Consider the following 24,264-nt stretch of genomic DNA (forward strand, 5'->3'; position numbering starts at 1 on the left):
CGGCGTCCTGGGAGAGATCCAGATCGCCAGGGGGGACACGCCCAGCAGGATCAGATCGGTGAAGCAGCGCACTCTGCTGGCCGTCCTGGTGGCCTGCTGTGGGACGACCGTCTCGGCCGATCGGCTGCTGGATGCCCTGTGGGGTGACAGTCCGCCGCCCTCGGCGCTGGAGAATCTGCGTTCGTACGTGTCCAAGCTGCGCCGTTCTCTTGGCCACCGCGTCGAGGCCGTGCCGGGCGGGTATCGGTTACGGCTGGCCCCCAGCGAATGCGACGCCGACCGCTGCGCCGAACTGGCCGAGTACGGCGACGCGGCGGCCGAGCGCGGCGACGCCCGGATCGCAGCCACGCAATACCGCGCGGCTTTGGAGGTGTGGCGCGGTCCGGCGTACGGTGATCTCGCGGATCATCCGCAGCTCAGGCAGGAAGCCGCCCGGCTGGAGGAGCTCAGGCTCATCGTGTTGGAACGGCGCGTCGACGCCGACCTCGCCTGCGGCCGTCACCAGGACCTCGCGGCCGAACTGGCTAAGCTGACGGCCGAGCACCCGCTGCGGGAACGCTTCTGCGCCCAGTACATGCTCGCCCTGGCTCGTTCGGGACGGCAGGGGGAGGCGCTTTACGCCTATCAGCAGATGGCGCGGGGCCTGGCCGACGAGCTCGGCATCGACCCCGGGACCGAGCTGCGCGCGCTCCACCAGGCGATACTGACCGACGACCCCGCCGTGCTCCGCGGTGGGGACGACGTGCCGGCGCAGGCTCCGGTGCCCGCCCAGCTCCCCGCGGCCACCACCCACTTCACCGGTAGGGCGGGACAACTGCGGCGGCTGGTCGAGGTGTTGCAACCCGGTGCGCTGGTGGCCGTGACAGGGACCGGCGGGGTGGGCAAGACAGCCCTGGCCCTGGAGGCGGCCTATGCCGTACGCGATCGCTATCCGGGCGGTCAGCTGTATGCGAACCTCCGCGGGGCGGGCGATCGGCCCGAACCGCCTGACACTGTGCTGACCGGGTTCCTTAGAGCGCTGGGCGTCGACCGCATACCGCCAAGGCTGCAGGAAGCCGCTGCCCTGTTCCGCACCATCACCGCGGACCGAGGCATGTTTGTCCTGCTCGACAACGCCGCCGATGAGGAACAAGTGCGGCCGCTGCTCCCCGGCACCGGCGATTGCACGGTCATCATCACCGCTCGGAGCAGGCTTACCGCGCTGAACCCCGCTCACGCCATCGACCTGGACGTCCTCCACCCGGACGAGGCGATGCGGCTGCTGACCGCCGTGGTCGGCGCCGAACGCGTCGAAAGGGAACCGCGGGCGGCCCTGGAAACGGTCATGGCCTGCGGGCTGCTACCGCTGGCGATCCGCATCACGAGCGCCCGGCTGCCAGCGCGTCCTACGTGGACGATCGCCTCGGTCGCAGGGCGACTGGCCGCACCGGAGCGGCGACTGGGTGAGCTGCGCGCCGGTGATCTCGACCTCACGCGGACCTTCGCGCTCAGCTACCGCCAGCTCAGATCGGAGCAAGCGCTGGCCTTCCGGAGACTCGCCCTGGCCGACGGGCCAGATCTCGATGTGGATGCCGCCGCGATCATGCTCGACCGGGGGGCGGCCGAGACCGAAGACATCCTGGAAACGTTGGTCGACCTCAACCTGCTCAGTACTGGCGTGCCCGGTCGCTATCATTACCACGACCTCCTGCTGCTGTATGCCCGCCGTGTGGCCGAGACGGAAGACACCGCGAGCGAAGTCGGGGCTGCTCTCCTGCGGTTGCTGGGCTACTACACCGCGACGGCCCGCTCCGCGATCGAGATCCTCGATCCGCACGAGACGCCCCCGTGTTCTCTGCTCGGCGGGACGGTCGCCGGATGTGCGTTCACCGATGTCGACATGGCCCGCGCGTGGCTTTCCGGCCATGTGCCGCACCTGTTCGCGGCCCTGGAGCAAGGGGTTTCCCGAGCCGAGTCCATACCTCTCGCGACCGACCTGCTCAACCACGTGAAGTGGATACAGCGCGGCGGGATGGGATGGGCCCGCGGCGAGGACATCGCCCGGCGGCTCGCTTGTGCGGCCGTACGCCTCGGTGATCAGCGTAGTGAGGCTCTGGCCCGCAACTGGCTCGGTGTCTTGCTCTACCGGCAGCACCGGCTTCCCGAAGCCATGCGGCACCTCGAGCGCAGCGTGACATTGTGCCGCGACGGCGACGATCCGGTGCTTCTCAGCCGATCACTCCACGCCCTGGGCTTCGTCCACTACTATCAGCGACGCTTGGATGACTCCATCGCCGTACGCGAGGAAGCGATCTTAGTCCTGCGTGAGCTCGGCGAGCCCAGCACCGAGGCGTTCGCCCACACCGGTCTGGCCCGCTGCCACAGCGAGGCCGGACGCCAGGATCAAGCGCTGGCCTGTCTGACACGCGCCGCCGAAGCGGCCAAGCGCAGCGGCGCGCCCCTTGCCAAAGCGGTAGCAGAGTACGAGCATGGCATATTCCTGCGTGAGCAGGGCGACTACGAGAGGGCCTCAGCCCGGTTCCGCGAGGCGCTGTGCATCGCCGAACGGGCCGATCACGGATCGGCACGGACCCTCATCCTCTACCACTGGGCCGAGACCCACCGGCTGGCGGGGCGGACCGACGAAGCCGCGACCAAGGCACAGGAATGCCTCACCCTGGCCAAGGAAATCGAGGACGACTTCAACGCGGCCCGAGCTCTGACCATACTGGGCCGTACCTTGCCCGATGACGAACTCGCTCAGCAATGCCTCAGCGAGGCACGGTCCATCCTTGACACGCTGGGCTCGACGCCCGAGGCCGGCGACCTCTGATGCTTACACGCGCGCCCTCACGGTGACTCGAAGGTGTAGCCGATACGTCGGGGATATAGGCACCACCCTCAATCGCCGTCCGGCCACTCGCCTACGACCCGGATGATTCCGCTGACCCCGTTCTCGCTCTCAGGGCCGCCGCGTCATCCAGACCGGGCGGAACATCCCCCACCCCGAGCCCACGCGGGAACGAGGCAATACCGCCTCACCACGATGGCAAAGCAGCACCGCAAGGATGGTCCGCTGCTTCGCTGACCGGACGACGGTCATCTGCCCAGCCTCGCCGAGTCCAACTTCACCCAGCACGCCGAACCTGACCATCTCACGCCTCCGCTACGGAGAGTAAACAGGATTCTGTCCAAGAGAACGATCCGACTCTCATCTCCGCGTCGCGACATCGGCGTTCTGGAGGGGGGCACGCCATCCTGCGGGCCGTCTGCGACCTGTGGGAGCAGGTCGTCGAGTTCGTGTCCGGCCCCACCAACGACTGACCGGGCCCGATGCCGACGCGGGATGGGAGGACCCGGGACGTCAAGGGCCTTCGCTGGAGACTCCCGCCTGGTGGAGCGGCTCTGTGCCCACGGATCTCCCTCTCTGTCGCCGGCCTGGTTCCTACTGCCCGTCCTCCGTGTCTGCTCTCGGCAGTTCGCCGCAGCACCAGCACAATTTCATCATGATCGCGAAATATTGCTGGAGTGATGGGCGATTTCGTGTGCCCAGCATATGCGCTCCATATATGCACACTCAGCACACTGAGGAACGTCAGCGGGAAGGGAGGCCGCGACTCTGCCTTTCGGGGGAAGTCCCAAGGCGCGCTTGAGGAGGCGCGACATTGCGAAAAGCGCGCTGCTTGACCATCCAGTCAAGTATCCCTCCACGATCCACTTCGCAGATCACTTTGGGGTTTTGACTTTGCCGAATAGCTGAATTGACCTGTGTGGGCTCAACAGAGCGCCTCTATATTGAGGATGGGAGTATGTTATTCATGCGTATCCGCAGCATTGTGGCGACCGCCGCGGCGACTCTGGTCGGCGTCGCCGGTCTATCGGCCGCTCCAGCATCCGCAGAACCCACTCCGGGAAAGTGCTACAAGGGATATGTCTGTTTCTGGCGTGCCAAGGAAAAAAAGATCCACTACAAGACGCAGACGGACGAGAAGGCGGGCTGGTCCAATATCACGGTCAGCAACTGGCGTCAGCCGATGTGGGTATTCAACAACGGGAACGGCGATCACCTGTCCGCGGTAAAAATAACATGGGCATACGAGGACTCCGGAGCCGATAACCACTTCCCACATACGACCTGTTTCAGCAACAACCCCCACGGCCACCACAAGGGATGGATCGGGTGGTACCAGCGCGAAACACTCCGTGTAGCGGTAACCAGAATTCACTGGGTCAACCACTGCTGAGGCTTCCCAGCCGGAATTCAGGAAATTTCAGACGGCAGCCTTCACTATAAACTAGTGCGCATTTCACAGAGAGGAATCTCCAGCATGCATGTCATTCGCGGAATTGCTGCCTCTGCTGCATTTCTAGCCGGCCTTGTCGTCCTTTCGGCCGGCCCGGCATCGGCCGAAGCGTCCCCCAAGGGATGCTACAGGGGGTACGTCTGCTTCTGGCGCGAAGGGCAGAACCATATCCACTACAAGACGCCGAGAGATGAATCGCCATATTTCGGCCATGTCACGGCCAGCAAAGAGGATAATAATCTCTGGGTTTTCAACAACGGAAATTCAGATCATCTGCCGGCGGTAAGCGTCTCCTGGGGTTACGCAAATAGGTTTGGCGTGATAGCTGTAATCCACCACAACTGCTTTACCAATAATCCACACAAGCGCCACAAAGGCGTGATCGGAAAGCGTGTTGAAGTCGGCGACCACGTGTCGGTGACTTCGATTCACTGGGTTAAACACTGTTGAGAAGCAAGCTCTCTGCTGCGCTCGTGATGCGCCGCTCCCACTCCGGCCGCCGCGCCCACGCCCGTGCCCGTCGAGCGCCCCGACTCGGCCTTGCCGACGACGCCCGCCACTCCGACGCAGCAGGCGGTCGGCCGTACGCGGAATAGCACCGGCAGCGACCTCGCCATGACGGTCGCCGTGCTACGACTCCGGCAGCCGTTCACCGCCGTCGTGCCGGGCATGCTCGACCGCAAGGGGTACGTCAATGCCGGCATCGAGGTGAAGGCGTGCGTCACCGGCAACACCCCCAGCGAACCATCCCCGTGTCGTGGGTGCCGTGGTCGTTGTCCTATCGGCCGATGCCGCCGTTGTGGTCTGACCCGCGTTGGCGTGAGCCGCAGTTCGCCGGCCTGACGCTGTGCCGCTTCTGTCTGGGTTCAGGCCAGGTGGTGAGTTTGGGGAGCGGGACGCGGCTGCTCGCCGGCGACTGCCCCATGTGTGCGCCGCCGCCGGTGAAGCCTTAAGCGCCCAGGCGCTTCTATCCCGAACCGATAGCAGGGCGGGTCATCACCAGCTCACCCATGCCGCCGTGGCATCGTCGTGCACCTTCACCCCCTCCTTCGGGCCGTGCTCCCGCTCGGCCGCGCGTACCAGCTCGACCAGCCTGCTAGGCCCGTCCTTCTTCGCCGTGGACGCCAGGCTCTCCCAGGTGTGGCCGTACCACTCGACCAGCCGCGAGACGCCGTCGGTGACCATCAGCACGCCGTCCAGGTCGCCCCCGTCCACCGACCCCGTGAGCGCCTCCCGTGCCGCCTCCGGCCTCGTGCTGGCCACCCAGAACCCGCCCGCTTGGTTCCGCAGCGACCGCACCAGCTCCCGGCTGTACGGGCGGCCTCCCGGAAGGTGTGCGGTGCGGTCGTCGTCGACCACGGTGATCCGCCCATCGCTGCTGCGGAGAGCGATGGGCGAGTCGCACAGCACCAGGTAGTCCAGTCGCCCGGCGCGGCGGCGGACGATCGCGGCGGTGGACGACGGGGAGTCCGCGTTGGTCAGGTCGCAGGTGGCTTCGTGGGCGGCCATGGTGGCGCGGATCGCGGCGGCGAGCGCGTCGGGCAGGTCCACCTCGGGGTCGGCTGACAACTGGCGGGCGAGGGCGGCGCCGAGGTGCGCGACGAGCCATGGCACGTCGTGAACGCAGCCGGACTCGACGCCCTGGGGGGCGGTGGCGCCGTCGAGTACCGCGATCCAGTCGGGTCCGGCGATGACGTAGTCCTCGTTGCGGCGGCCGGGGTCGGGCGCGGGCTCGGTGGTGTAGGTGATGCGCACGTTGGGTTCCTAGTCCGGGATGGGGAAGCGGTAGCCGAACGAGGACATGTCGGCGGCGATCACCGCGCACATCACCTCGACCGGCCGGCCGGTGTCGGTGAACGTGGTGCGGATCAGCTCCACCACAGGCGTGCCGGTCGGTAGGTCGAGTGCTGCTGACTGCAAGGAGGAAGGTCACCCTTCCTCGATCGCCGCCTCCACCAGAACACGTGCGGCCCAGAGAATGGCCTCCTGTTCGGCCTGCGGGTCGAGGGCGCGGACGTCGCGCAGGGCGATCTGCGCCTCCCAGCCGCCCACGACGGTCAGGGCCGAGAGCAGGCGCTGGAAGGATGCCTCGCTCAGAGTGCCGCGGAGCGGTTCGCAGGCGCGCTCCAGCCAGACCACCCGGCGGAGGCTCCGGCGCGGGACGCCCGGCTCTTGCGCGTCATTCGCCGGCGGATCGACGGTCAGGCGGATCAACCGGCGGCCCAGCGGAAGCGATTGCGATGAGTGCTCCAGCATCGTCCTGATCACGGCGACCACCCGGGCTACGGGATCGTCGGCGAGCGCGGGGTCGTCCAGTACCTGCGCGATCGGGGGTTCGTTGAACGCGCCGAGGGTGGCGTCGATCAGCAGGTGGTCGAGGGTCGGGAAGTACGTGTAGATCGTGCGGCGGGACACGTCGGCGTCGGCCGCGATCTCGTCTATGGACGGCGTCGCTCCGTCGGCGCTCAGCCGGATCACCGCGTCGACGATCGCTTTGCGGGTGCGGCGGCGCTGCGCTTCGCGTCCGCCGCGGCGGCCTGAATCGTCACTGGTCATCGTGCCCTGTCATTCCTCAGTCGGTCGGGGCGGGCCGGCGGCCGGCTTGACGGTCGTTCACAGCATGAGTATACCTTGATGCATTGATTGCACAGCAGTGCAGCAAATGCACTACTGTGCAAGCGGTGGCGATCGAAGGTCACATGCCACCACGAGCACCCCCGAAAGGACGGAATTGTCATCATGAGCAAGGTCTGGTTCGTCACCGGCTCCTCGCGCGGTCTGGGCCGCAACTTCGTCGAAGCCGCGCTGTCGCGCGGTGACCAGGTGGCCGCGACCGCCCGGAGCACCGCGAGCCTTGACCCGCTGGTCACCACCTACGGCGACGCACTGCTTCCGCTTGAGATGGACGTGACCGACAAGGCCGCCGTCTTCGACAGCGTCAAGCGGGCCGAAGAGCACTTCGGCCGTCTGGACGTCATCGTGAACAACGCCGGCTACGCCCAGGTCGGCGCGGTCGAGGAGCTGACCGAGCAGGACCTGCGCGACCAGCTGGAGACCAACCTGTTCGGTGCGGTGTGGGTGATCCAGGCCGCGCTGCCCTACCTGCGTGAGCAGCGCTCGGGGCACATCATCCAGCTGTCCTCGGCCGCCGGCCTCATCGCCATGCCGCTCGGCGGCGCCTACCACGCCTCCAAATGGGCCCTGGAGGGCTTGAACGAGGCCCTCGCCGGTGAGGTCGCCGACTTCGGCGTCAAGGTGACCATCATCGAGCCCGGCGGCTTCGCCACCCGCTCCGGCAACAACCCCGACCCGCTCAACAACGGCCACATGGCCGAGCCCGACCCGGCCTACGACAACCTGCGCCGCCGCCTGGGGGCGATGGCCGGCAGGCAGCCCGCCGGCGACCCGGCCGCCGCCGCCCAGGCGCTGCTCACGCTCGTTGACGCCGACAACCCGCCCCTGCGCATCCTGTTCGGCCAAGGCTTCTACCCGATGATCCAGCAGGCCTACACCGACCGGCTCAAGATGTGGGCCGACTGGCAGAACCTGTCGGCGCAGGCGCAGGGCGGGGCAGATGCGTAGCCGGATCGGTACCCGGTCGCGGACGGCGGGCTGTGCGGCCTCGCGAATGGCGTAGACGATCGCGAGGGCGGCCAAGGTGCCGGGGATGACGGAGACGAGGATGGCGGTGCGGACGCTGAAGACCGCGACCAGTCCGAGCGCGAGTAGCGGTCCGCCGATGGCTCCCAGGTTGTCCATGGCGCGCTCGAACCCGTAGGCCCTGCCGTAGGCGCGAGCGGGTACGTGATCGGCGAGGAGGGCGTTGCGGGCGGGGACACGGAGTCCTCGGGCGAGCCAGGCTCCGGCGCGCAGGGCTCCGGCTTGCCAGACGTTGGTGACGACTCCCAGGAGCGACGACAGAACCGCGGTGGTGGTGTAGCCGCCGGCTGCTACGGCTCGGCGTCGCGTGGGGTCGTCGGCGAGTGCCCCGCCGGCAAGTCGGCCGACTCCGGCCAGGCCATTGGCGATGCCTTCGATGAGGCCCAGGGCTGTGGCGGGCGCTCCCAGGGTGGAAGTGAGGAGGCTGGGGAGGAGGGCGGTGGGGACCTCGTGTCCGACGTCGGCGAGGAAGCTGGCAGACCCGATCCCGGCAACTTCGGGGTTCATCCACCGCTCGTCGCCGGTGTCGGGCTGCTCGTTCGTGGAGGGCTCTGCCACGGGCTGATCCACGAATACGCGCAGGTCGCATAGGGCGGCCGAGTTCTCGGCACCCACAGGGCCGGTGGTCGGTGTTCGTCGGGTACGGCGGCGCGGCGCGCCGCCGTAGGGTGGTGTGGGACCTCGCTGTGCCGGAGGCCCTCAGAAGTATGGTGACCAGCCGGGGCCGATCGCGGTGGCCGGGCCGAACTGGTTGCCGCCTTTGCCGTTCCAGATGGTCAGCGTTCCTTTGGCGGCTGAGAAGAGGTCGCCCACGCCGTCGGCGTCGAAGTCCGGTGTGGCCGACCCACCCATCCCGGCGTAGCGCGGGTTCTGCGCGTGGGTGAGGGTCTCCCAGCCCAGGAAGTGTGACACCCCGGCGGGGCGGCTCTTCTCGACCCATCGCTTGGCGTAGGGAATGTCGTCGTATCCGAGACGGTTGTGCAGCGCGTTGAAGCCGACCTCGAAGTGCTCCCCGAGGTCGCGGGTGACCTTTCCGCCGCACAGCCAGGACGGCACCGTCCCGCCCAGTTGCAGACGGGCGTGCAGGTCCATAGCGCGTCGCAGCCGGTGCTTTGCCGTGGCGTAGAGGTCCACGCCCTGGTGGTGAGCCGTCTCCGCGACGTGGGAGATGGCCGCGAGGCCCCATCCGGTGTGCCAGAAGTCGCGGCAGGTCTCCTGGGTCAGCCCGTCCACGAACTTGGTCTGCCCGTGCCAGTAGTCGATGATCTCCGCTTTGGTGTTGTACGTGCTACCCGGCGGCGCCTTGGGCAGCGAGCCGTCTGTCTCGAGGTAGATGTAGGCGGGCAGCCTGCCGCGCCAGGTCGTGACGGCCCGGTCGAAGGAGGCCCGGTCGTCCAGATGCACGGCGATGCCGATAGCGGCATCTGTCATGATCAGTTCCCAGTTGCCGTTGTTGTTGGGCCTTCCGGCGATCAGGGGCGGGAGGTACACGGTGCGCAGCTTGCCGGCGAACCGGCCGGCCTGGGTCCATCCGGTGTAGGTGTGCTTGATGAGCTCGGCGGCGCGGGAGAAGTTGGCGCCCGCCCAGCCGGTCTGCAGCGGCGCGTTGCTCCCGGTGTGCTTGGTGATCACGGCCGACCAGGCGTCCATGATCTGGATCGCCTTCTGCGCGTAGCGGGAGTCCTTGGTGAGGTACCACCGCAGGGCGTGCGTGTAGGCCGCCATGGAGTCCTTGCGTTCGTCCGAGCAGCCGTTGTCGGGATTCGACGACGGGCCGCACTCCACGTTCGCGCGGGGCTTGGCCGTGTAGGACAGCGAGGCATAGGGACTGCCTTGCAGGTCGTTCCAGGCAGACTTCCACGGCTCGTTACCGAGGTTGGCTCTGACGAAGTCGAGCTGAGCGCGGCTGACCAGGACGCCAGGATGCTTGAACACGGCAGCCTGCGCAGGTTGCGGGACGGATAAAGCGCCGACCACGAGCATGGTGGCGGCAAGAGGACGAGCGAGACGCACGGGCTTCCTTCCAAGATGAGGACGCTCATTCCGCCAGCCGCCGGCTCAGCCGTCAAGGCGATCATGCCGTGAGCATGGGCCCGATATACCCGCCGCATACCGGACCCACGGTTGGGCATCTCTCGGGGTCAGAATTCCGGCAAGACGACGACGAGGACGACCCGGCCACGGGCAAGGTCACCTGGAGGGGCGAGAAACCCGGCAGAATCCTCGACGCGGACGGCAGAAACGTCCTGGTGGCATCAGGTCTGGAACTCACGCTGTACGGCAAGGCGCGCACATGGACGCTGCACGACGTCCCGTTCGGCAGCGCCCAGGACTTCTCCCTTCGGCTCAGCGTCGATCGCGGCAATCACCGCCATCCTCGGATGGACAGGGCGACTCGTTAGGCTGCGTCACAGCGAGATCGCGAGCGGGTGAGCTGAGAGGTGACGGGTGGCTGGGGAAGCAGCGCGGCTGCTGGCGCGCTTCGGCCGCCGGTATGCGGCCGCAGTGCGTCTGGCGACGCTGGTTCCGATCTGCGGGATCGCCCTGTTCCGTGCCCCTTCCGGGCACTTGACGACCACCGCGTACGTGGTCGGCGTCGCTGCCGCCTGGACCTGCGGATACGCGTGGTGGCTGCGCTCGGGCCGGGGAAGTGGGCCGGTGGGCCTGGACGTGGTCGTCCTGCTGGGGCTGTTTGCGAGTGTCTTCTTGACCGGCGCCGTCGAGGACAGGAACACCGGGTGGCTGCGACTGCTGGCCACTTTCGCCTGTGTGACGTGCCAGTGGCACACTTCGCCACTGGCAGGCGGCGCGGCGGCGCTGGCGGCCGGGGGCGGGGCGGCGGTCCTCCTCACCGCGGCGGGAGCGGCGGACACGGACGCGAGCCTGATCAGAGGGACGGTGTGGATGGTGCCGGCGGCCGCGCTGTCCAGAGCGGCTTGGGTGCTCGTCCAGCGCGCCGCGAAACGGGCCGACCAAATGGCGGCCGAGGCCGTGCGGGCGCGCGGCGAGTCGCTGGTGGCCGCGGCAATTCGTGCCGAGGAACGCGAGCTCGCCAACGCGTTACACGACACGGCGGCGACGACCCTGCTGATGGTCGGCATCGGGCAGGTGCGTTCGGACGCGGACTGGCTGGCATCGCAGGCGCGCCGCGATCTGGACAGGCTGCGCTCCGACAGCGGGCGGGCACAGCAGGACGCCGACCTCGTCGACCTGCTGCGCACCGACCTCGACGCCACGCATCTGACCGTGGAGTTCGAAGCCCCCGCGCAGTTGCGGCTTCCGTTCGACGTCGCCAGGATGATCGCCGACGCGGCACGGGAAACCCTCACCAACGTACGTCGCCACGCGGGCACGACGCGCGCGACCGTCCGGCTGCGTGGGGACGCGCGGACGCTGCGACTTGACATCGCCGACCAGGGGAAGGGATTTTCGCCGACGGACGTGCCGGCCACCCGGCGCGGCATACGCGAGTCCGTGCGCGGCAGGATGAGCCGCGTCGGCGGCACGGCCACGATCACCTCCGCCGAGGGCGAGGGCACCCACGTACGACTGGAATGGCATGCCGGCCATGAGTGACACCGTCGAAGAGGTGACGCGTGCGCAGCTGAGGCACGGCCTGCGGATCGCCACGCTGCTCGTCGCCATGGCAACCGTGTTCGGGCTCGGACCGGCCAACTTACTGCACCACTTGGACGCCTATGAGTCACCGCTCACGCAGCTGGCCGCCTTGGCAGCGCTGGGAGCCGTGCTCGCCGGCGAGGCGACGCTGCTCGTCCGAGGGCGTTCGTGGGGCCGGCTGCGCGGGCCCGCCATCGCCATCGTGCTCAGCGCGTCCGCACTGTCGTATGTGACCCTTCCTGATGGGCGCACATCGACCACCGTGGATTGGATTTTTGGCGCCGCCAACTGGGTGGGCGTCGTCGTACTGCTCGATCGCCCACTGCGGACCGCCGCGTCGTTTCTGCTGGCCCACGAGCTCACTGCCCTGCTCCACCTGCTCCTTCTCGATGACCCCAGTCGGAAGGACCTGGCACGGTTCGCCACCGGCTCGGTGACCGTGTTCGGCCTTCCTTTGTGCGTGGCCGTGGTGGCGGCCGTCATGCGCGGCCTCAGCGCGGCGGCGGCGACCTCCCGCAGGGAGATCGAGCAGGTACGCATCGCCGAGGCCGTCGCAGCGGAGTCCCACCGCCGAAGGCAGCAGCGGTTCGCCGCGCTGTCGGCGACCACGGTCCCGCTCCTGGAGGGGCTCGCCGACGGCTCGTTGCGTCCCGAGGACCCGGTGGTCCAGCGGCGGTGCGCCATTGAGGCGGCCCGGATGCGGAGACTGTTCGCCGAGACCGACACTGTCGCGAATCCCCTGTTGCACGAACTGCGCCACTGCATTGACGTGGCGGACCGCAAGGGCGTCGTGGTGGAACTGGACGCACGCGGTCAGTGGCCCGAGCCGCCCGTGGCCGTTCGGCGCGATCTCACCGAGGCGGTGCTCATCGTCCTCGCCACCGCCGTCTCTCGGGCACGGGTCACCGTCGTGGGCAGTGCGGACCTGGTTTCGGTCAGTGTGGTCGCGGACTGCGGTGAGGTGAACGTGCCGAGCCCTGTGACACCCGGCGTACGGGTCGAGGCGTTGAAGAACGACGATACGGTCTGGATGGAGGCCCGATGGCAGCTGATTCGGCAGCGGACGAGCTGATCACCGCGGTGATCGTGGACGATCACGCGGCCATCGCCGCAGGTGTGCGCTCCTGGTGCTCCCAAGCCGTGCCGCCGATCAATCTCATCGATGCCGGGGACCGGCTCGCTGATGTCTGGACCGGCCCTGGCGCCGCCGCCCAGGTGGTGATCTTCGATTTGGAGCTGGTGCCGCGCCGACCGGACTTCGGCGAGCTTCGCAGGCTGGTAGACAGCGGCAGGCGCGTGATCGTGTATTCCCAGCACACCGACGATGCGACCGCCATCAAGTGCGTAGACCTCGGCGCGCTCGCCTACCTGACCAAGCGCGAGGGACCTGACCACCTGGTACCCGCCATCCGGGCGGCCGGGCGGGGCGAGCCCTACACCCCTCCGTCGCTGTCCGGGGCGCTCATCGCCGACGACGATCCTGGCCGGCCGCGCCTGTCCCAGCGCGAGACGGAAGTGCTGCGGGCGTGGTTCGTGTCCTCGTCCAAGGAACTCGTCGCCGCGAAGCTCAACATCACTGTCAAGACCGTTGACACCTATATCGCGCGGGTGCGGGTGAAGTACGCCAACGTGGGGCGGGCCGCTCGTACCAAGAGCGAGCTCGTCGGCCGCGCCCTCGATGACGGACTCATCACGCTCGCCGAGCTCAACCAAACGGTTACCCCGATGTAGGGCGATCACCTGACACCGGTGCGCCCTGCGCCTTCGTAGAGTGGTGATCAGTCGCGGCGCACACCGGCACCTAGACGGGGTCGGCGGCGGCGTTGATGGGAGACAGCGCCGCCGCCGGGCGATGACACCGTTCCCACACGAGCCGGCTGTCCTGCACTTACCAGCAGATGTCTTCTGCCCTTCACGTCGGCTATCCAAGAGGACAGGAAAAGCTCTGATGGGACTGAAGATCAAATTCCTGGGGCCATGGGAGGCCACGGCGAACGGTGAGCCGGTGAAGGTAACCGGTAAACGGCGGGTTGGGGTCTTGACCAGGCTGGCATTGAGCGCTGGGCAGCCGGTCCCCGCGGAGGAACTCCTTACCCAAGTATGGGACCAGAGCACAGCGACAACGGCAGGCAAACAACTGCACATCGTGGTGTCGAAGCTTCGCGGCGTACTCTCACCGCACCAAGGCGACGACATCATCACGACCGTCTCCGGCGGCTACCAGCTGAATCTCGCGTGCGAGAGCATCGACGCCCACCTGTTCACGCTCCTGGCCCACCAGGCACGTGCCGCGTGGGCCCAGGGCGAGATCGCGAGGGCGGACGCACTGTTCCAGCGGGCTCTGGCTCTGTGGCGGGGTAACGCGCTGGCCGACATAACCGCCTCATGGGCCCAGATCGAGTCAGCCCGCCTGGAAGAGGAGCACCTGACCGCACTGGAAGACCATAGCGACCTCCGCCTGGCGGTCGGTGATCATCACGCGTTGGTGCCGGCACTCACGGCTCACGCCGAGGCCCACCCGTTTCGGGAACGCCCTCGCGCCCAGCTGATGCTGGCCCTGTACCGGGCCTCCCGATCGTCCGAAGCCCTCGCGGTGTACCAGGAGACTCGCCGCGTCATGGTCGATGAGCTGGGCATCGAACCAGGAGCGGTGTTGTGTCGGCTGCAGCAGGCGGTACTCCGGCGAGATCCTGCACTCGACCTCCCCTCCCCGGCGCAGCGAACCATGCTCACCAAGCCCGTCATTCCGGCCGAACTCCCCGCCGACACCCGGGCGTTCACCGCGCGCGCCACCGAAATCGCCTGGCTGCGCAAGACGCTCACCGACACCGTGCGCGCATCGCCAGCCGTCGTTGCGATACATGGCCCCGGTGGGATCGGCAAATCCGCGCTGGCAGTCCACGCCGCGCACGCCATCGCCGATCACTTCGCTGACGGCGTTCTCTACGTCGATCTGCGCGCCGCCACCGCCGGATTCCAGCCGCTGTCGCCGATCGAAGCTCTGAGCCGGGTGCTGCGCTCACTCGGGCTCGACGGTGCCGCCATACCGCCCACCCTGGACGAGGCCGCCGACCGATACCGCTCCCTTACCTCGACGCGCAACCTCCTGGTCATCCTCGATGACGCGTTCGACGCGAGCCAGGTCCGGCCTCTCATTCCCGCCGGGCCCGCGTGCGCGGTCATCATCACCAGCCGCCAGATCATGGCCTCACTCGATATGCCGAGGCATCTGCACTTGACTGGGCTCGACCAAGCCGACGCGGCCGCGCTGTTCGCCCGCCTCGTGGATCCAGGCCGAGTTTGTGCCGAGCCGGAAGCGGCACGCCAGATCGTACGACACTGTAGCGGCCTTCCTCTCGCGCTCCGCATCTCGGCGGCGCGCCTGGCTGCTCGCCCCGATCGCACGTTGTCCCATCTGGCCGATCAGCTCGCCCACCCAGGCCGCCGCCTCGATGCCCTCGAACACGCCGACCTGTCGATGCGGGACAGCATCGCGGTCAGCCTTCAGCACCTTCCGAAAGAGCCTGCAGGTCACGACGCCGCCCACGCATTCTTCTTGCTCGGCCTCCTGGAAACCCCCACCCACACGGTGGCTGCCGCGTCCGCTCTCACCGACTGGCCGGAACACCGTGCGGAAGCCGCCCTCGACCATCTCTTGGACGCCCGCCTTGTCGAATCCGCCGGGCCCGGCCGCTACCGGATGCACCACCTGATCCGCCTCTACGCCGGCGAGCAGGCCGCCCGTCACGTGCCCGGCGATCAGCGCGGTCCTGGCTCGCCACCCCGGGCGAGGCGAACACCTGGGTCGCGAACGAACGTGACAGCCTCCTCGCCATCGACCGGCAGGCAGCAGTCGACCCCGGCGCCGCGGCCACCGCACAATGTCTCGCCGCAACCACCAATTGGCTCTCCTGGCGTAAGGGCCGGCTCATAGAGCAAGCCCCCACCGGCAACGCACCCCGCAAGGCCGCCTTGCGCGACCTCGCCATCGGCGCTCTACGCCTGACCGGCGCGACCAACCTCGCCCAAGCCATCCGGCACCTCTCCCGAGACGCCACCCGCCCCCTGACCATCCTCGGGCTCACATGATCAACTAACTTTTCCGGGGCCCTGCTGCACGACAATCCAAAGAAGCCGTGAATACCTCAATCCGGCCTGAATTCCGTGAGCCGGTATGTCTGGGGTATGTTTCTTCAGCCATCGTGACATGTTTTGTTGCGGTAAGTCCAGCGGCGCTGCGACTCTTTTTCAGTACTCCTCCAGGCAAAGAAAAGAGTAACCATGAAAAAGACACTGGCCGTTACCGTGGCAGCTCTGGCAGCGAGCGCCGCGCTGACCACTCCGGCGCAGGCCGTGGCACTTGGCAAGAGCAAGGCGCAGCGGCTCATGATGGCAGTGCAGCTCACGCTGGACTCCAAGTCAAGCTTCGACAAGTGGGTAAAGGCTCGTGTGAACCGGAACACCGAGGCCGTCAAGGCCTACAAGTTCGACTGGAGTTCCAACGGCTGCTCGGTGCCGAAGGGAATAAAGAACGCCGACTCCTGGAAGTTCGTTTTCCTGGTTCCCTGCACCCGGCACGACTTCGGCTACAGAAATGTCAAGAAACTCGCGAGTACGAGCAGCTGGAAGAATACGTACAAGAAGGGCGTGGATTTGGCATTCTACGGTGATATGAAGAGGACGTGTGACAGGAGTTTCTCCGGCGCGAAGAAGACTGCCTGCAAGACCGTGGCGTACGAGTTCTACGCCGCGGTCAAGCTGTTCGGATAGTCACAGCTGGTTCCTGATCGGTTCCGGCGTGTCCGGGACCGGCTGCGCGAGGTAGCCCGCCACCTCGACGGGGGCGAGGAGGCGGGCTTCGCGCAGGAGTTCCAGCGACTCCCGCCAGGACTCCCTGGCTGCCGTACTCCGAGTCCGCGCCGGCCGGCCAGCGACAGCTCCGCCTTCTGCACCCCGGAGACGCCGCTAGTGTCATGCGCCTGAAATTCGTCGGAGATATTTAGCGAGGGATTCAAGTATCTCTTCGGCGGTCTTCTTCCACACGAAGGGGCGGGGATTGTCGTTCCACTGAGCGATCCAGTCCCGGATGTCCTGCTCCAGGGACTGGACGCTCTTGTGCACTCCACTGCGGATCATCTGGTCGGTCAGGATAGTAGGCAGCGGCGTAGGGGGAAACGGTGGGAAGCCGTGGCTGCTGTCAACGATCTGCTCGAGTAGGGCCGTTGGAGTGCCAGTTGCGGCAAAGAAGCCCCGGAGCTTGATCGCTTCGGGGCTTCTTTACTGGTGGGGCTACCAGGACTTGAAACCTAGGATCTCTCCCTTATCGGGCAGCTCGCACCTAAGTTCCGATCACTGGCTCCGGCGTCGAGACCTGGCTGAAGAGGCCGCCAATATCCGCCAGTGTTCGCGGTCGTCGCGCAGTTCGTCACTCAGCCTGCGGGTCTTGAAGTCGACGGTTGAGCGGCCGTGGCCCTCGCGGAATTCCAGCCAGGCTGACCTGAGCGGGATGACCGGCTAACCGGTCACGCGGATGAAGTCGCAGGTCTTCGAGGGGCCATCGCTGATGGGACTCTTCCCCTTGGGGACGATGCAGGCCATATAGCGGTAGTTCGTCTTCAGCGGGAACGCCTTGGTGTACGTCGTTCCATCGATCCTGGCTCGGGAGTCGCCCTGGACGAGCCCCAACCCGTTGTTGACAGCGAAATAGATGTCGTAGGCGCCGTTGATGTTGCTACCGGGCTTGAAGGCACGACCCCACATGTACCACGTGCCTCCGTACTTGCCCTTGCGGAACTGCACGGTCTTCTTGCTGCTCCCGGAGCCGAAGGTTTTCTGGAGCCGCGTCTCGACGCTTGTGGCCTTCGTCGGCGGGTTCCACGACCATCCCGCCGCCGCCGCCGAGGCCGCTCCCGGGATCATGGTCATAAGCGAGGCGGACAGCGCCGTTGTGGCGATGCCTGCCGCGATCCGGTGCATCGTACGCATAATGAGAAGGAACCTTCCGTATTCGGTACGTGATTGCCCTCGATCTGCGGGCACTCAGAAGAAACGTTAACGACGAGCGGTATATCGACGGTATGTCGACCGTTTCCCCAGTGACCACAATGGGCCGAAGAGCACCTCCAGGGACTGGACGCTCAGTGGAACGGCAGTCCCCGCCCTTTCATGTGGAAGAAGACCGCGCCGAAGAGATAGAAGAGATACTTGAATCTCTCGCGAAATATCTCCGACGAATTTCCGGCGCATGACACTAGGTCGAACTGGAGATAGACCTTGCGCGTCTCGCCGGTGAACGGGCCGGTCCCCTCGTCCCTGGCCTGCATGTCGTCGCCGAGCACCGTGCTGGCCGCGCTGACCGCCTGGAGGTGGGTGCCGTGCGTGGCCGTAAGGGACTTCACCGAGCCGTCCGCCGGCGTCAGCCGGAGCGTAGGCTGGCCCGATCCCTCGCTTCTGCCGTTGAAGTACGCGGTGGCAGGCTCCTTGATCCTGCTCATCAGGAAGAAGCCGGCCGTACCGGCGGTGATGGCGCTGGTGAGGTCGGCAGTCAGCCGCGTCCGACGTGGCCGCCGAAGCGGCCCGAGCACCTGGCACCAGGAGGGAAGCGACCAGGATGAGTACAGCACTGCGAAGAGTCCCGACATGGCGACAGCGGGTCAACACGCGGTGTCCTCCGGTATGTCCGTCACCTGTCGCTCAGGAGATCGCGGAGGAGGCCCTCCACCGGGCAACGGTCGTGACCGATGAAACGCTGGTCCTGCCTACGGAAGGTTGTGCGATGGGACTGGGCATCAAGATCTTGGGGCCGTGGGAGCTGACGGCAGGCGGCGACGTGCTGCCGCTGTCCGGCAGTCGGCGGATCGGCCTGCTGACCCGGCTGGCGTTGAGCGCCGGCCGGGTGGTCACCACTGACCAGCTCCTCACCGATGTCTGGGGGAGAGCCGGGCGTCGACGGCGCCGAAGCAGCTCCACATCGTGGTGTCGAAGCTTCGCGAGTCCCTCGCGCCCGGGCGCTCGACGAGGTCATCGTGACCGCGCCGGGTGGATACTGCCTGGACGTGCCACCTGATCACGTCGATGCTCATCTGTTCATGCGGCTGGTGCGCGAGGCGCGTGCCGGCCGGGCCAGGGGAGAGATCGTTACGGCGGACAGGTCGTTCCGGCAGGCTCTGACCCTGTGGCGGGGAGACACCCTGGCGGGCATGTCGGCGGAGTGGGCCCAGATCGAAGCCACCCGCCCGACGGAGGTACGTCTCACCGCTCTGGAAGATCGCGTCGATCTGCGGATGGCGACGGGAGACCATCACGCGGTGATACCGGATCTGACCGTCCACATCGAGGCGCACTCGCTGCGGGAGAGGCCGCATGCGCAGCTGATGCTGGCGCTGTATCGCCGCGACACTCCTCATCGAACAAGGCGTGGACATCAGCGTCGTTCAGGAAATCCTCGGCTACTCACAACTGACCACGACCAAGCGCTACACCCACATCACGGCGACACTTTCGACCGAGGCAGCAGCTCGCATGGGCCGCGCTCTCTGGGGTTAACTGCAACTGGGCGGACTTCTTGATCGTGAAGATCGGGGAGTCCGCCCAGGTCATTGAGGTAGGGCGCCCGGGGCTCGAACCCGGAACCTACGGATTAAAAGTCCGCAGCTCTGCCAATTGAGCTAACGCCCCCTAGCAACAGCACAAGGGTACAGAGATTACCGCCCCCCACGCGACGCCCTTAAGCCCCCTCACCGATAAGCCGGGAGCCCCGTCAGCGCTTCCCCCAGCACCAGCGTGTGGATCTCCTGGGTGCCTTCGTAGGTGAGGACGCTCTCCAGGTTGTTCATGTGCCTGATCACAGGGTACTCCAGCGTGATCCCGTTCCCGCCCAAGATCGTCCTGGCCTGGCGGGCGATGTCCAGCGCCGCCCGTACGTTGGCCAGTTTGCCGAAGCTGATCTGCCGGGGCTCCAGCTTCCCCGCGTCCTTCAGCTCGCCCAGGTGCAGGGCCGTCAGGCCCGCCTGTGCCGTTCCGACGTACATCCAGGCCAGCTTCTCCTGGGTCAGCTGGAAGGCGCCGATCGGCTTGTCGAACTGCACGCGTGTCTTCGCGTAAGAGACCGCCGCCTCCAGGCAGGCGCGGGCGGCGCCCACTACGCCCCAGATGATGCCGAAGCGGGCCTCTGAGAGGCACGAGAGCGGGCCTTTCAGGCCGGAGACTTCCGGGAGTACGGCTGAGGCGGGCAGGCGTACGTCGTCGAAGTACAGGGACGAGGTGACCGAGGCCCTAAGGGACAGCTTCTTGTGGATCTCAGGGGCGGAGAAGCCGGGCGTATCGGTCGGTACGACGAAGCCGCGGATGCCTTCGTCCGTCTGTGCCCACACGACGGCCACGTCGGCGATGGAGCCGTTGGTGATCCACATCTTGGAGCCGTTCAGGATCCAGTCGGAGCCGTCTCGCTTGGCGTACGTGCGCATATTGGCCGGGTCGGAGCCGTGGTCGGGCTCGGTCAGGCCGAAACAGCCGATCGCATCACCGGCGGCCATCCGGGGCAGCCATTGCTCTTTCTGCTCGGAAGAGCCATAACGCCAGATGGGGAACATGGCCAGCGAGCCCTGAACCGATACGAAGGACCGCAGACCCGAGTCTCCGGCTTCCAGCTCGCGGCAGGCCACACCGTACGAGATGGCGTCCGTGCCGGCGCAGCCGTAGCCCTCCAGGTGCATGCCGAGCAGGCCGAGCGAGCCGAGTGCGGGCGCGAGCTCGCGTGCGGGGAAGGTGCCCTGCTCGAACCAGTCGCCGACGTACGGCAGGACGCGGTCGTCGACGAAGGACCTGACGGTGTCGCGGATCAGCCGCTGCTCGCCGTTGAGCCGGTCGTCCAGGCGCAGCAGGTCGTCCATCGAGCGTCCTTCCATCACGTAAGGGCCTACCAGGGTTCTACCAGGGGGAATCCTGATGTGCGAACGCCGGGTCGCCGGGCAGTCTTGAGACATGAGCGAATACAACGTCAAGCAGCTTCGTCGGACCAACAACGGCCGCGTCATCGCGGGTGTCTGCTCGGGCCTCGGGGAGTACCTCGGGATCGACGCCAACCTGATCAGGATCGGCCTGGCGATCGTCACGCTGTTCGGTGGGCTCGGAGTCGGCGTGTACGCCGTCGGCTGGCTGCTCATGCCGGAAGAGGACAGCAACACCTCGATCGCCCAGGACCTCCTCGGCAAGCAGCAGGCCAAGTCCACCTGGCAGGACAGCACCGACTACTACCGCGGCGAGCAGAAGCCGCAGCAGTGATCAGGCGGGGGCGGGGGTCTCGACCCGGGACTCGGACCAGAGTATGGCGAGCACGGCCGCGGCCGTCACACCCGTGACGCCGGCCAGCGCGACCACCGGCTCCGGTCCGAGTTTCTCGGCGGCGAATCCGCCGATCAGGATCCCGATCCCTTGTACGGCCAGCAGCCCCGACTGCACCAGGCCGAACGCCTGGCCACGTTGGTCGGCCGGTACGCACTGGACGAAGGCGGCATTGGCCGCAAGCTGGTATGCCCCACCCACCCCCGACAGGAACCACGCCCCCAGCACCACGGCCAACGGCGGCTGCAACGCGGCCACGACCAGCGGCAGACAGCTCAAGATGGCCATCCACCCCATCATGCGCAATCGCCGCGGCGGCGTGACGAACCTACTGAAGAAGAACGCCCCCACCGCGGTCCCCATCGGCATCGCCGCCATCAACAGCCCGGTGACCACCGGGACCGACAGAGTGCCGGTGCTGAGCTTCGCCGCGTAGGGGACGGCCAGGCCCTCCGGCAGGATGTAGAAGCCGCAGAGCCAGGCGAAGAGCACGAGAGTGCGGAGTTTCCGGTCGCCGAAGACGAGCCGGGATCCCGCCCTGACCATGGCCCACATCGACGGCCTGCCGCTGTGGTGAGCGGCCCCGGGGCGCCGATGGACGCGTGCGACCAGGATCAGCGCGGAGCCCAGGAACGTGGCCGCGTCGACCGCGAGCGCGCGATAGGGACCGATGGCGGCGATCATCGCGCCGCCGGCCGCGAAGCCCAGCATTTGGATGCCCTGGTTCGTCATGTTCTGCAATGCGGAGCCGACGAGGTAGCGGTCACCTTCGAGCACCTCGGGCAGCAGCGCCGCGCGCGCGGCCGAGAAGGGCGCGCTGAGCAGCACCACGAGGAACACCAGCCCGCACAGCACGGGGAACGGCACCCCCGGCAGCGCCATGACGCTCACCAGCGCCGCGCGGAGCAGGTCGCACGTGATCATGACGCCTCTGCGCGCGAACCGGTCGGCCAGGCCGGCCAGCAGCGGGCCGCCGAGGATCGTCGGCAGGTACGTCAGCGCGTAGACGGCCGCGGTCGCGAGCGGAGATCGCGTGCGGTCGTAGACGAGCACGGCCAGCGCCACCTGGGCGAGTTGGTCACCGAGCAGGGACAGGCTCTGGCCGTACCAGAGCGCGCGGAACTCCCTGATGGCGATGACCTCGCCGTATGTGACTTGGCGCGGGAGGGCACGGCGATGCCGTCCCAGCAGCCGTCGCGTCCGCATGGCCCCCATTGGACTCCGCTGTGCCTGACTCAGAGTGTTCGCTATGTCACCTAAGGTGCCCGATCATTTGACGGGCCGCAACCCAAAGCAGCCAACCCATTGCGAACGGTTACCAGCCTAGTTCATGGAGCCGCGCGTCATCGATGCCGAAGTGGTGCCCGACCTCGTGCACGACCGTTATGCGCACTTCGTCGATCACGTCGGCCTCGGTATCGCAAATCTGACATATCGGATTGCGGTAGATCTCAATGCGGTCGGGCAAGACTGCGGAGTACCAGTCGCCGCGCTCTGTGAGGGGGATTCCGGTGTACAGGCCCAGGAGGTTGGGTTCGGGCGCATCGTCGACCACCGTGACGACGACATTGCTCATCGCCCGGGTCAGACCTGGGGGAATCACGTCCAACGCCTCGGCTACGAGCTCCTCGAACCTCTCCCGCGAAACCTCGATCACCCTTGCCATTCTGCCTCGCAGGTTGGGTAAGCAAGAAACCGTATGAAGTTCGCTGACAGATTGAAGACAGTCCTCCAGTCGCGGGTGTCCAGGGTCGTGGCCGTACTCATCGTGGCCGCCGTGGGCGCCTGGCTCGGCATCTTTCTCAGCGGCACCGTCAGAGCTCAGGTCGGCCCGGTGGAGACGGGTATGTCGCTCCGGCCCGCCTGGAACGGCGAGACGATCGTGGACGCCAGCCCGCTGGGCACGCTCACGTTCCGCACCCACGACGCGCCGCTCCGGCTCCGCATCTCCCTCGAGAACATCGACCAGGAACGCGCCAAGGCGATCATCGAAGACCCGCGGCTGGCGGACCGGCTGCCGGAGATCATCGAACGTGACCTGCTCGACGGTGTCCGCGCGCTGCTGATCCGCTCGCTGCTGTGCGCGGGGGCGGGGGCGCTGATCGCGAGCCTGCTGGTGTTCAGGCGCCCCAGAGTGGCGCTGCTGGGCCTGCTGGTCACCTCAGTGGCACTCGCCGGCACCAGCGCGCTGGCGGCGCTCACGTTCCGCCCCAATTCGCTCGTGGAGCCCAGATACTCGGGGCTGATCGCCGCCGCGCCGTCGCTGGTGGGCAGCGCGGAGTCGATCGTGACGAAGTTCGAGTCGTACCGGTCGCAACTCACCAAGCTGGTCACGAACGTCTCCAAGCTGTACGACACCGTGTCGACGCTGCCGTTGTACGACGCGGACCCCAGATCCATCCGCGTCCTCCACGTCTCGGACATCCACATCAACCCGATCGCCTGGAACGTCATCCGCTCCCTGAAGGACCAGTTCAAGGTCGACATGATCATCGACACCGGCGACATCTCCGACCATGGCACGAAGACCGAGAACAAGTTCGTCGACGAGATCGGCACCCTCGGTGTCCCGTACGTCTACGTTCGCGGCAACCACGACTCGATGATCACTCAGAAAGCGGTCGCCAAGCAGAAGAACGCCGTCGTCCTGGACGACCAGACCCAGAAAGTGGCGGGCCTGAACATCTACGGCCTCGGCGACCCCCGCTTCACCCCCGACAAGACCGTTGCCGTCGACTCGGACCCGGCCGTCCTGGCCCAGTTCGGCCGCTCGCGTGTGCCGCGGATGGGGAAACCGGACGTGGTCGCCGTCCACGACCCGGAGGTCGGCCGCGGCTTCTCCGGCGCCACACCGATCATCCTCGCGGGTCACACCCACGAACGATCGACGACCATGCTGCCCTCGGGCACCCGCCTCCTGGTCCAGGGCTCCACGGGCGGCGCCGGCCTGCGCGCCCTCGAACACCCCCAGCCGACCCCCGTACAGGCCTCGGTCATGTACTTCGACAAGGCGACCAAACGCCTGCAGGCCTGGGACGACATCACGCTCGGCGGCCTCGGCGAGCAGTCGGTGTACATCCAGCGTCACGTGGAGCGTGACCCGGGACGTATGATTTCCCCAGAGCCAACGAACGCCCCGTCGCCAACGGGATCGATCACTGGCACGACGTCGCCGGCCGCTGGTCCGCCACTTTGGCATCAAGGGCAATCGTCCCCTATGCTTCAGAGGTCTCCAACGGAAGACGACAGGGAAAGTTCCTGAGCCCCCATCGTCTAGCGGCCTAGGACACCGCCCTTTCAAGGCGGCGGCACGGGTTCGAATCCCGTTGGGGGCACGGCGAAGCGCCTGGCGCACCGCAAA

Annotated in this window: 23 protein-coding genes, 2 tRNA genes and 2 pseudogenes; 15 read left to right on the top strand and 12 right to left on the bottom strand. The window is 67.0% G+C overall.

Features of this window, described 5'->3' with window-relative positions:
* Positions 1-58: 58 nt before the first annotated feature.
* The 3 genes from ACQP2T_RS04085 (at position 59) to ACQP2T_RS04095 (ending at position 4,733) form a co-directional block, all read left to right on the top strand.
* Positions 59-2,812 (top strand): BTAD domain-containing putative transcriptional regulator, encoded by a 2,754-nt coding sequence (locus ACQP2T_RS04085; protein ID WP_433514859.1) that lies wholly within the window; start codon positions 59-61, stop codon positions 2,810-2,812.
* 985 nt (positions 2,813-3,797) lie between these two features.
* Positions 3,798-4,223, top strand: a complete 426-nt coding sequence (locus tag ACQP2T_RS04090; protein WP_433514860.1) for a hypothetical protein — start codon at positions 3,798-3,800, stop codon at positions 4,221-4,223.
* Between the two features lie 84 nt (positions 4,224-4,307).
* Positions 4,308-4,733: a hypothetical protein gene (locus ACQP2T_RS04095; RefSeq protein ID WP_433514861.1), complete on the top strand. Its 426-nt coding sequence runs from the start codon at positions 4,308-4,310 to the stop codon at positions 4,731-4,733.
* A gap of 546 nt (positions 4,734-5,279) precedes the next feature.
* Here the strand turns inward: ACQP2T_RS04095 and ACQP2T_RS04100 are convergent.
* From ACQP2T_RS04100 to ACQP2T_RS04110, 3 genes are read right to left on the bottom strand one after another with little or no spacing between them, the layout of a single operon-like run.
* Positions 5,280-6,038, bottom strand: a complete 759-nt coding sequence (locus tag ACQP2T_RS04100; protein WP_433514862.1) for a protein phosphatase 2C domain-containing protein — start codon at positions 6,036-6,038, stop codon at positions 5,280-5,282.
* Positions 6,039-6,047: 9 nt separating this feature from the next.
* Positions 6,048-6,203, bottom strand: coding sequence for a hypothetical protein (locus ACQP2T_RS04105; RefSeq protein WP_433514863.1), 156 nt, complete (start codon positions 6,201-6,203; stop codon positions 6,048-6,050).
* Between the two features lie 9 nt (positions 6,204-6,212).
* The gene (locus ACQP2T_RS04110) at positions 6,213-6,839 is read right to left on the bottom strand and encodes a TetR/AcrR family transcriptional regulator (protein ID WP_433514864.1); all 627 of its coding nucleotides are present in this window, start codon (positions 6,837-6,839) and stop codon (positions 6,213-6,215) included.
* 183 nt (positions 6,840-7,022) lie between these two features.
* Between ACQP2T_RS04110 and ACQP2T_RS04115 the strand changes: the two genes are divergently transcribed.
* A complete protein-coding gene (locus ACQP2T_RS04115) occupies positions 7,023-7,865 on the top strand; it encodes an SDR family NAD(P)-dependent oxidoreductase (RefSeq protein ID WP_433514865.1) in 843 nt (280 codons plus the stop codon).
* 60 nt (positions 7,866-7,925) lie between these two features.
* Here ACQP2T_RS04115 and ACQP2T_RS04120 read toward each other — a convergent pair.
* Both ACQP2T_RS04120 and ACQP2T_RS04125 read right to left on the bottom strand, forming a co-directional pair.
* Positions 7,926-8,450 (bottom strand): annotated as a pseudogene (locus ACQP2T_RS04120) (MFS transporter); the annotation flags it as partial.
* A 192-nt stretch (positions 8,451-8,642) separates the two neighbouring features.
* A complete protein-coding gene (locus tag ACQP2T_RS04125; RefSeq protein WP_433514866.1) occupies positions 8,643-9,878 on the bottom strand; it encodes an alginate lyase family protein in 1,236 nt (411 codons plus the stop codon).
* 146 nt (positions 9,879-10,024) lie between these two features.
* Between ACQP2T_RS04125 and ACQP2T_RS04130 the strand changes: the two genes are divergently transcribed.
* The 6 genes from ACQP2T_RS04130 (at position 10,025) to ACQP2T_RS04155 (ending at position 16,331) form a co-directional block, all read left to right on the top strand.
* A complete protein-coding gene (locus ACQP2T_RS04130; protein ID WP_433514867.1) occupies positions 10,025-10,345 on the top strand; it encodes a hypothetical protein in 321 nt (106 codons plus the stop codon).
* Positions 10,346-10,391: 46 nt separating this feature from the next.
* Positions 10,392-11,519: a sensor histidine kinase gene (locus ACQP2T_RS04135; RefSeq protein ID WP_433514868.1), complete on the top strand. Its 1,128-nt coding sequence runs from the start codon at positions 10,392-10,394 to the stop codon at positions 11,517-11,519.
* On the top strand, positions 11,512-12,633 hold the full coding sequence (locus ACQP2T_RS04140; RefSeq protein ID WP_433514869.1) for a hypothetical protein: 1,122 nt from the start codon (positions 11,512-11,514) through the stop codon (positions 12,631-12,633). Before ACQP2T_RS04135 ends, ACQP2T_RS04140 begins: the two co-directional genes overlap by 8 nt.
* On the top strand, positions 12,603-13,292 hold the full coding sequence (locus ACQP2T_RS04145; RefSeq protein ID WP_433514870.1) for a response regulator: 690 nt from the start codon (positions 12,603-12,605) through the stop codon (positions 13,290-13,292). Before ACQP2T_RS04140 ends, ACQP2T_RS04145 begins: the two co-directional genes overlap by 31 nt.
* Before the next feature lie 217 nt (positions 13,293-13,509).
* Positions 13,510-15,495 carry a BTAD domain-containing putative transcriptional regulator gene (locus tag ACQP2T_RS04150; protein WP_433514871.1) on the top strand — a complete coding sequence of 662 codons (1,986 nt, stop codon included), beginning with the start codon at positions 13,510-13,512 and terminating at the stop codon, positions 15,493-15,495.
* Positions 15,496-15,842: 347 nt separating this feature from the next.
* Positions 15,843-16,331 carry a phospholipase A2 gene (locus ACQP2T_RS04155; protein WP_433514872.1) on the top strand — a complete coding sequence of 163 codons (489 nt, stop codon included), beginning with the start codon at positions 15,843-15,845 and terminating at the stop codon, positions 16,329-16,331.
* A 744-nt stretch (positions 16,332-17,075) separates the two neighbouring features.
* On the opposite strand, the gene ACQP2T_RS04160 is transcribed toward ACQP2T_RS04155, so the two are convergent.
* The 3 genes from ACQP2T_RS04160 to ACQP2T_RS04170 all read right to left on the bottom strand — a co-directional run bounded on the left by ACQP2T_RS04160 (position 17,076) and on the right by ACQP2T_RS04170 (position 18,643).
* Positions 17,076-17,537, bottom strand: a complete 462-nt coding sequence (locus ACQP2T_RS04160; protein WP_433514873.1) for a hypothetical protein — start codon at positions 17,535-17,537, stop codon at positions 17,076-17,078.
* 161 nt (positions 17,538-17,698) lie between these two features.
* Positions 17,699-18,202, bottom strand: coding sequence for a hypothetical protein (locus ACQP2T_RS04165; RefSeq protein WP_433514874.1), 504 nt, complete (start codon positions 18,200-18,202; stop codon positions 17,699-17,701).
* 276 nt (positions 18,203-18,478) lie between these two features.
* Complete coding sequence (locus ACQP2T_RS04170; protein WP_433514875.1) at positions 18,479-18,643, bottom strand: hypothetical protein; 165 nt, start codon at positions 18,641-18,643, stop codon at positions 18,479-18,481.
* Positions 18,644-18,649: 6 nt separating this feature from the next.
* On the opposite strand from ACQP2T_RS04170, the pseudogene ACQP2T_RS04175 reads away from it, so the two are divergent.
* Positions 18,650-18,898, top strand: a pseudogene (locus ACQP2T_RS04175) (BTAD domain-containing putative transcriptional regulator); the annotation flags it as partial.
* 79 nt (positions 18,899-18,977) lie between these two features.
* On the top strand, positions 18,978-19,106 hold the full coding sequence (locus ACQP2T_RS04180) for a hypothetical protein (protein WP_433514876.1): 129 nt from the start codon (positions 18,978-18,980) through the stop codon (positions 19,104-19,106).
* Positions 19,107-19,165: 59 nt separating this feature from the next.
* On the opposite strand, the gene ACQP2T_RS04185 is transcribed toward ACQP2T_RS04180, so the two are convergent.
* Both ACQP2T_RS04185 and ACQP2T_RS04190 read right to left on the bottom strand, forming a co-directional pair.
* Positions 19,166-19,238: transfer RNA gene (locus ACQP2T_RS04185), tRNA-Lys, on the bottom strand.
* Positions 19,239-19,297: 59 nt separating this feature from the next.
* Entirely contained in the window at positions 19,298-20,452 is a 1,155-nt protein-coding gene (locus tag ACQP2T_RS04190) for an acyl-CoA dehydrogenase family protein (protein ID WP_433514877.1), read from the bottom strand.
* 91 nt (positions 20,453-20,543) lie between these two features.
* Here ACQP2T_RS04190 and ACQP2T_RS04195 point away from each other — a divergent pair, with 91 nt between their 5' ends.
* A complete protein-coding gene (locus tag ACQP2T_RS04195) occupies positions 20,544-20,843 on the top strand; it encodes a PspC domain-containing protein (protein WP_433514878.1) in 300 nt (99 codons plus the stop codon).
* On the opposite strand, the gene ACQP2T_RS04200 is transcribed toward ACQP2T_RS04195, so the two are convergent.
* Together ACQP2T_RS04200 and ACQP2T_RS04205 are read right to left on the bottom strand one after the other, a co-directional pair.
* A complete protein-coding gene (locus ACQP2T_RS04200) occupies positions 20,844-22,109 on the bottom strand; it encodes an MFS transporter (protein WP_433514879.1) in 1,266 nt (421 codons plus the stop codon).
* A 109-nt stretch (positions 22,110-22,218) separates the two neighbouring features.
* On the bottom strand, positions 22,219-22,569 hold the full coding sequence (locus ACQP2T_RS04205; RefSeq protein ID WP_397304201.1) for a metallopeptidase family protein: 351 nt from the start codon (positions 22,567-22,569) through the stop codon (positions 22,219-22,221).
* Positions 22,570-22,620: 51 nt separating this feature from the next.
* Between ACQP2T_RS04205 and ACQP2T_RS04210 the strand changes: the two genes are divergently transcribed.
* Both ACQP2T_RS04210 and ACQP2T_RS04215 read left to right on the top strand, forming a co-directional pair.
* Positions 22,621-24,165 (top strand): metallophosphoesterase family protein, encoded by a 1,545-nt coding sequence (locus tag ACQP2T_RS04210; RefSeq protein WP_433514880.1) that lies wholly within the window; start codon positions 22,621-22,623, stop codon positions 24,163-24,165.
* Positions 24,166-24,238: transfer RNA gene (locus tag ACQP2T_RS04215), tRNA-Glu, on the top strand.
* Positions 24,239-24,264 lie beyond the last annotated feature (26 nt).

Origin of the sequence: Nonomuraea sp. CA-143628 (assembly GCF_050942315.1) — a bacterium.
Lineage (GTDB): Bacteria > Actinomycetota > Actinomycetes > Streptosporangiales > Streptosporangiaceae > Nonomuraea.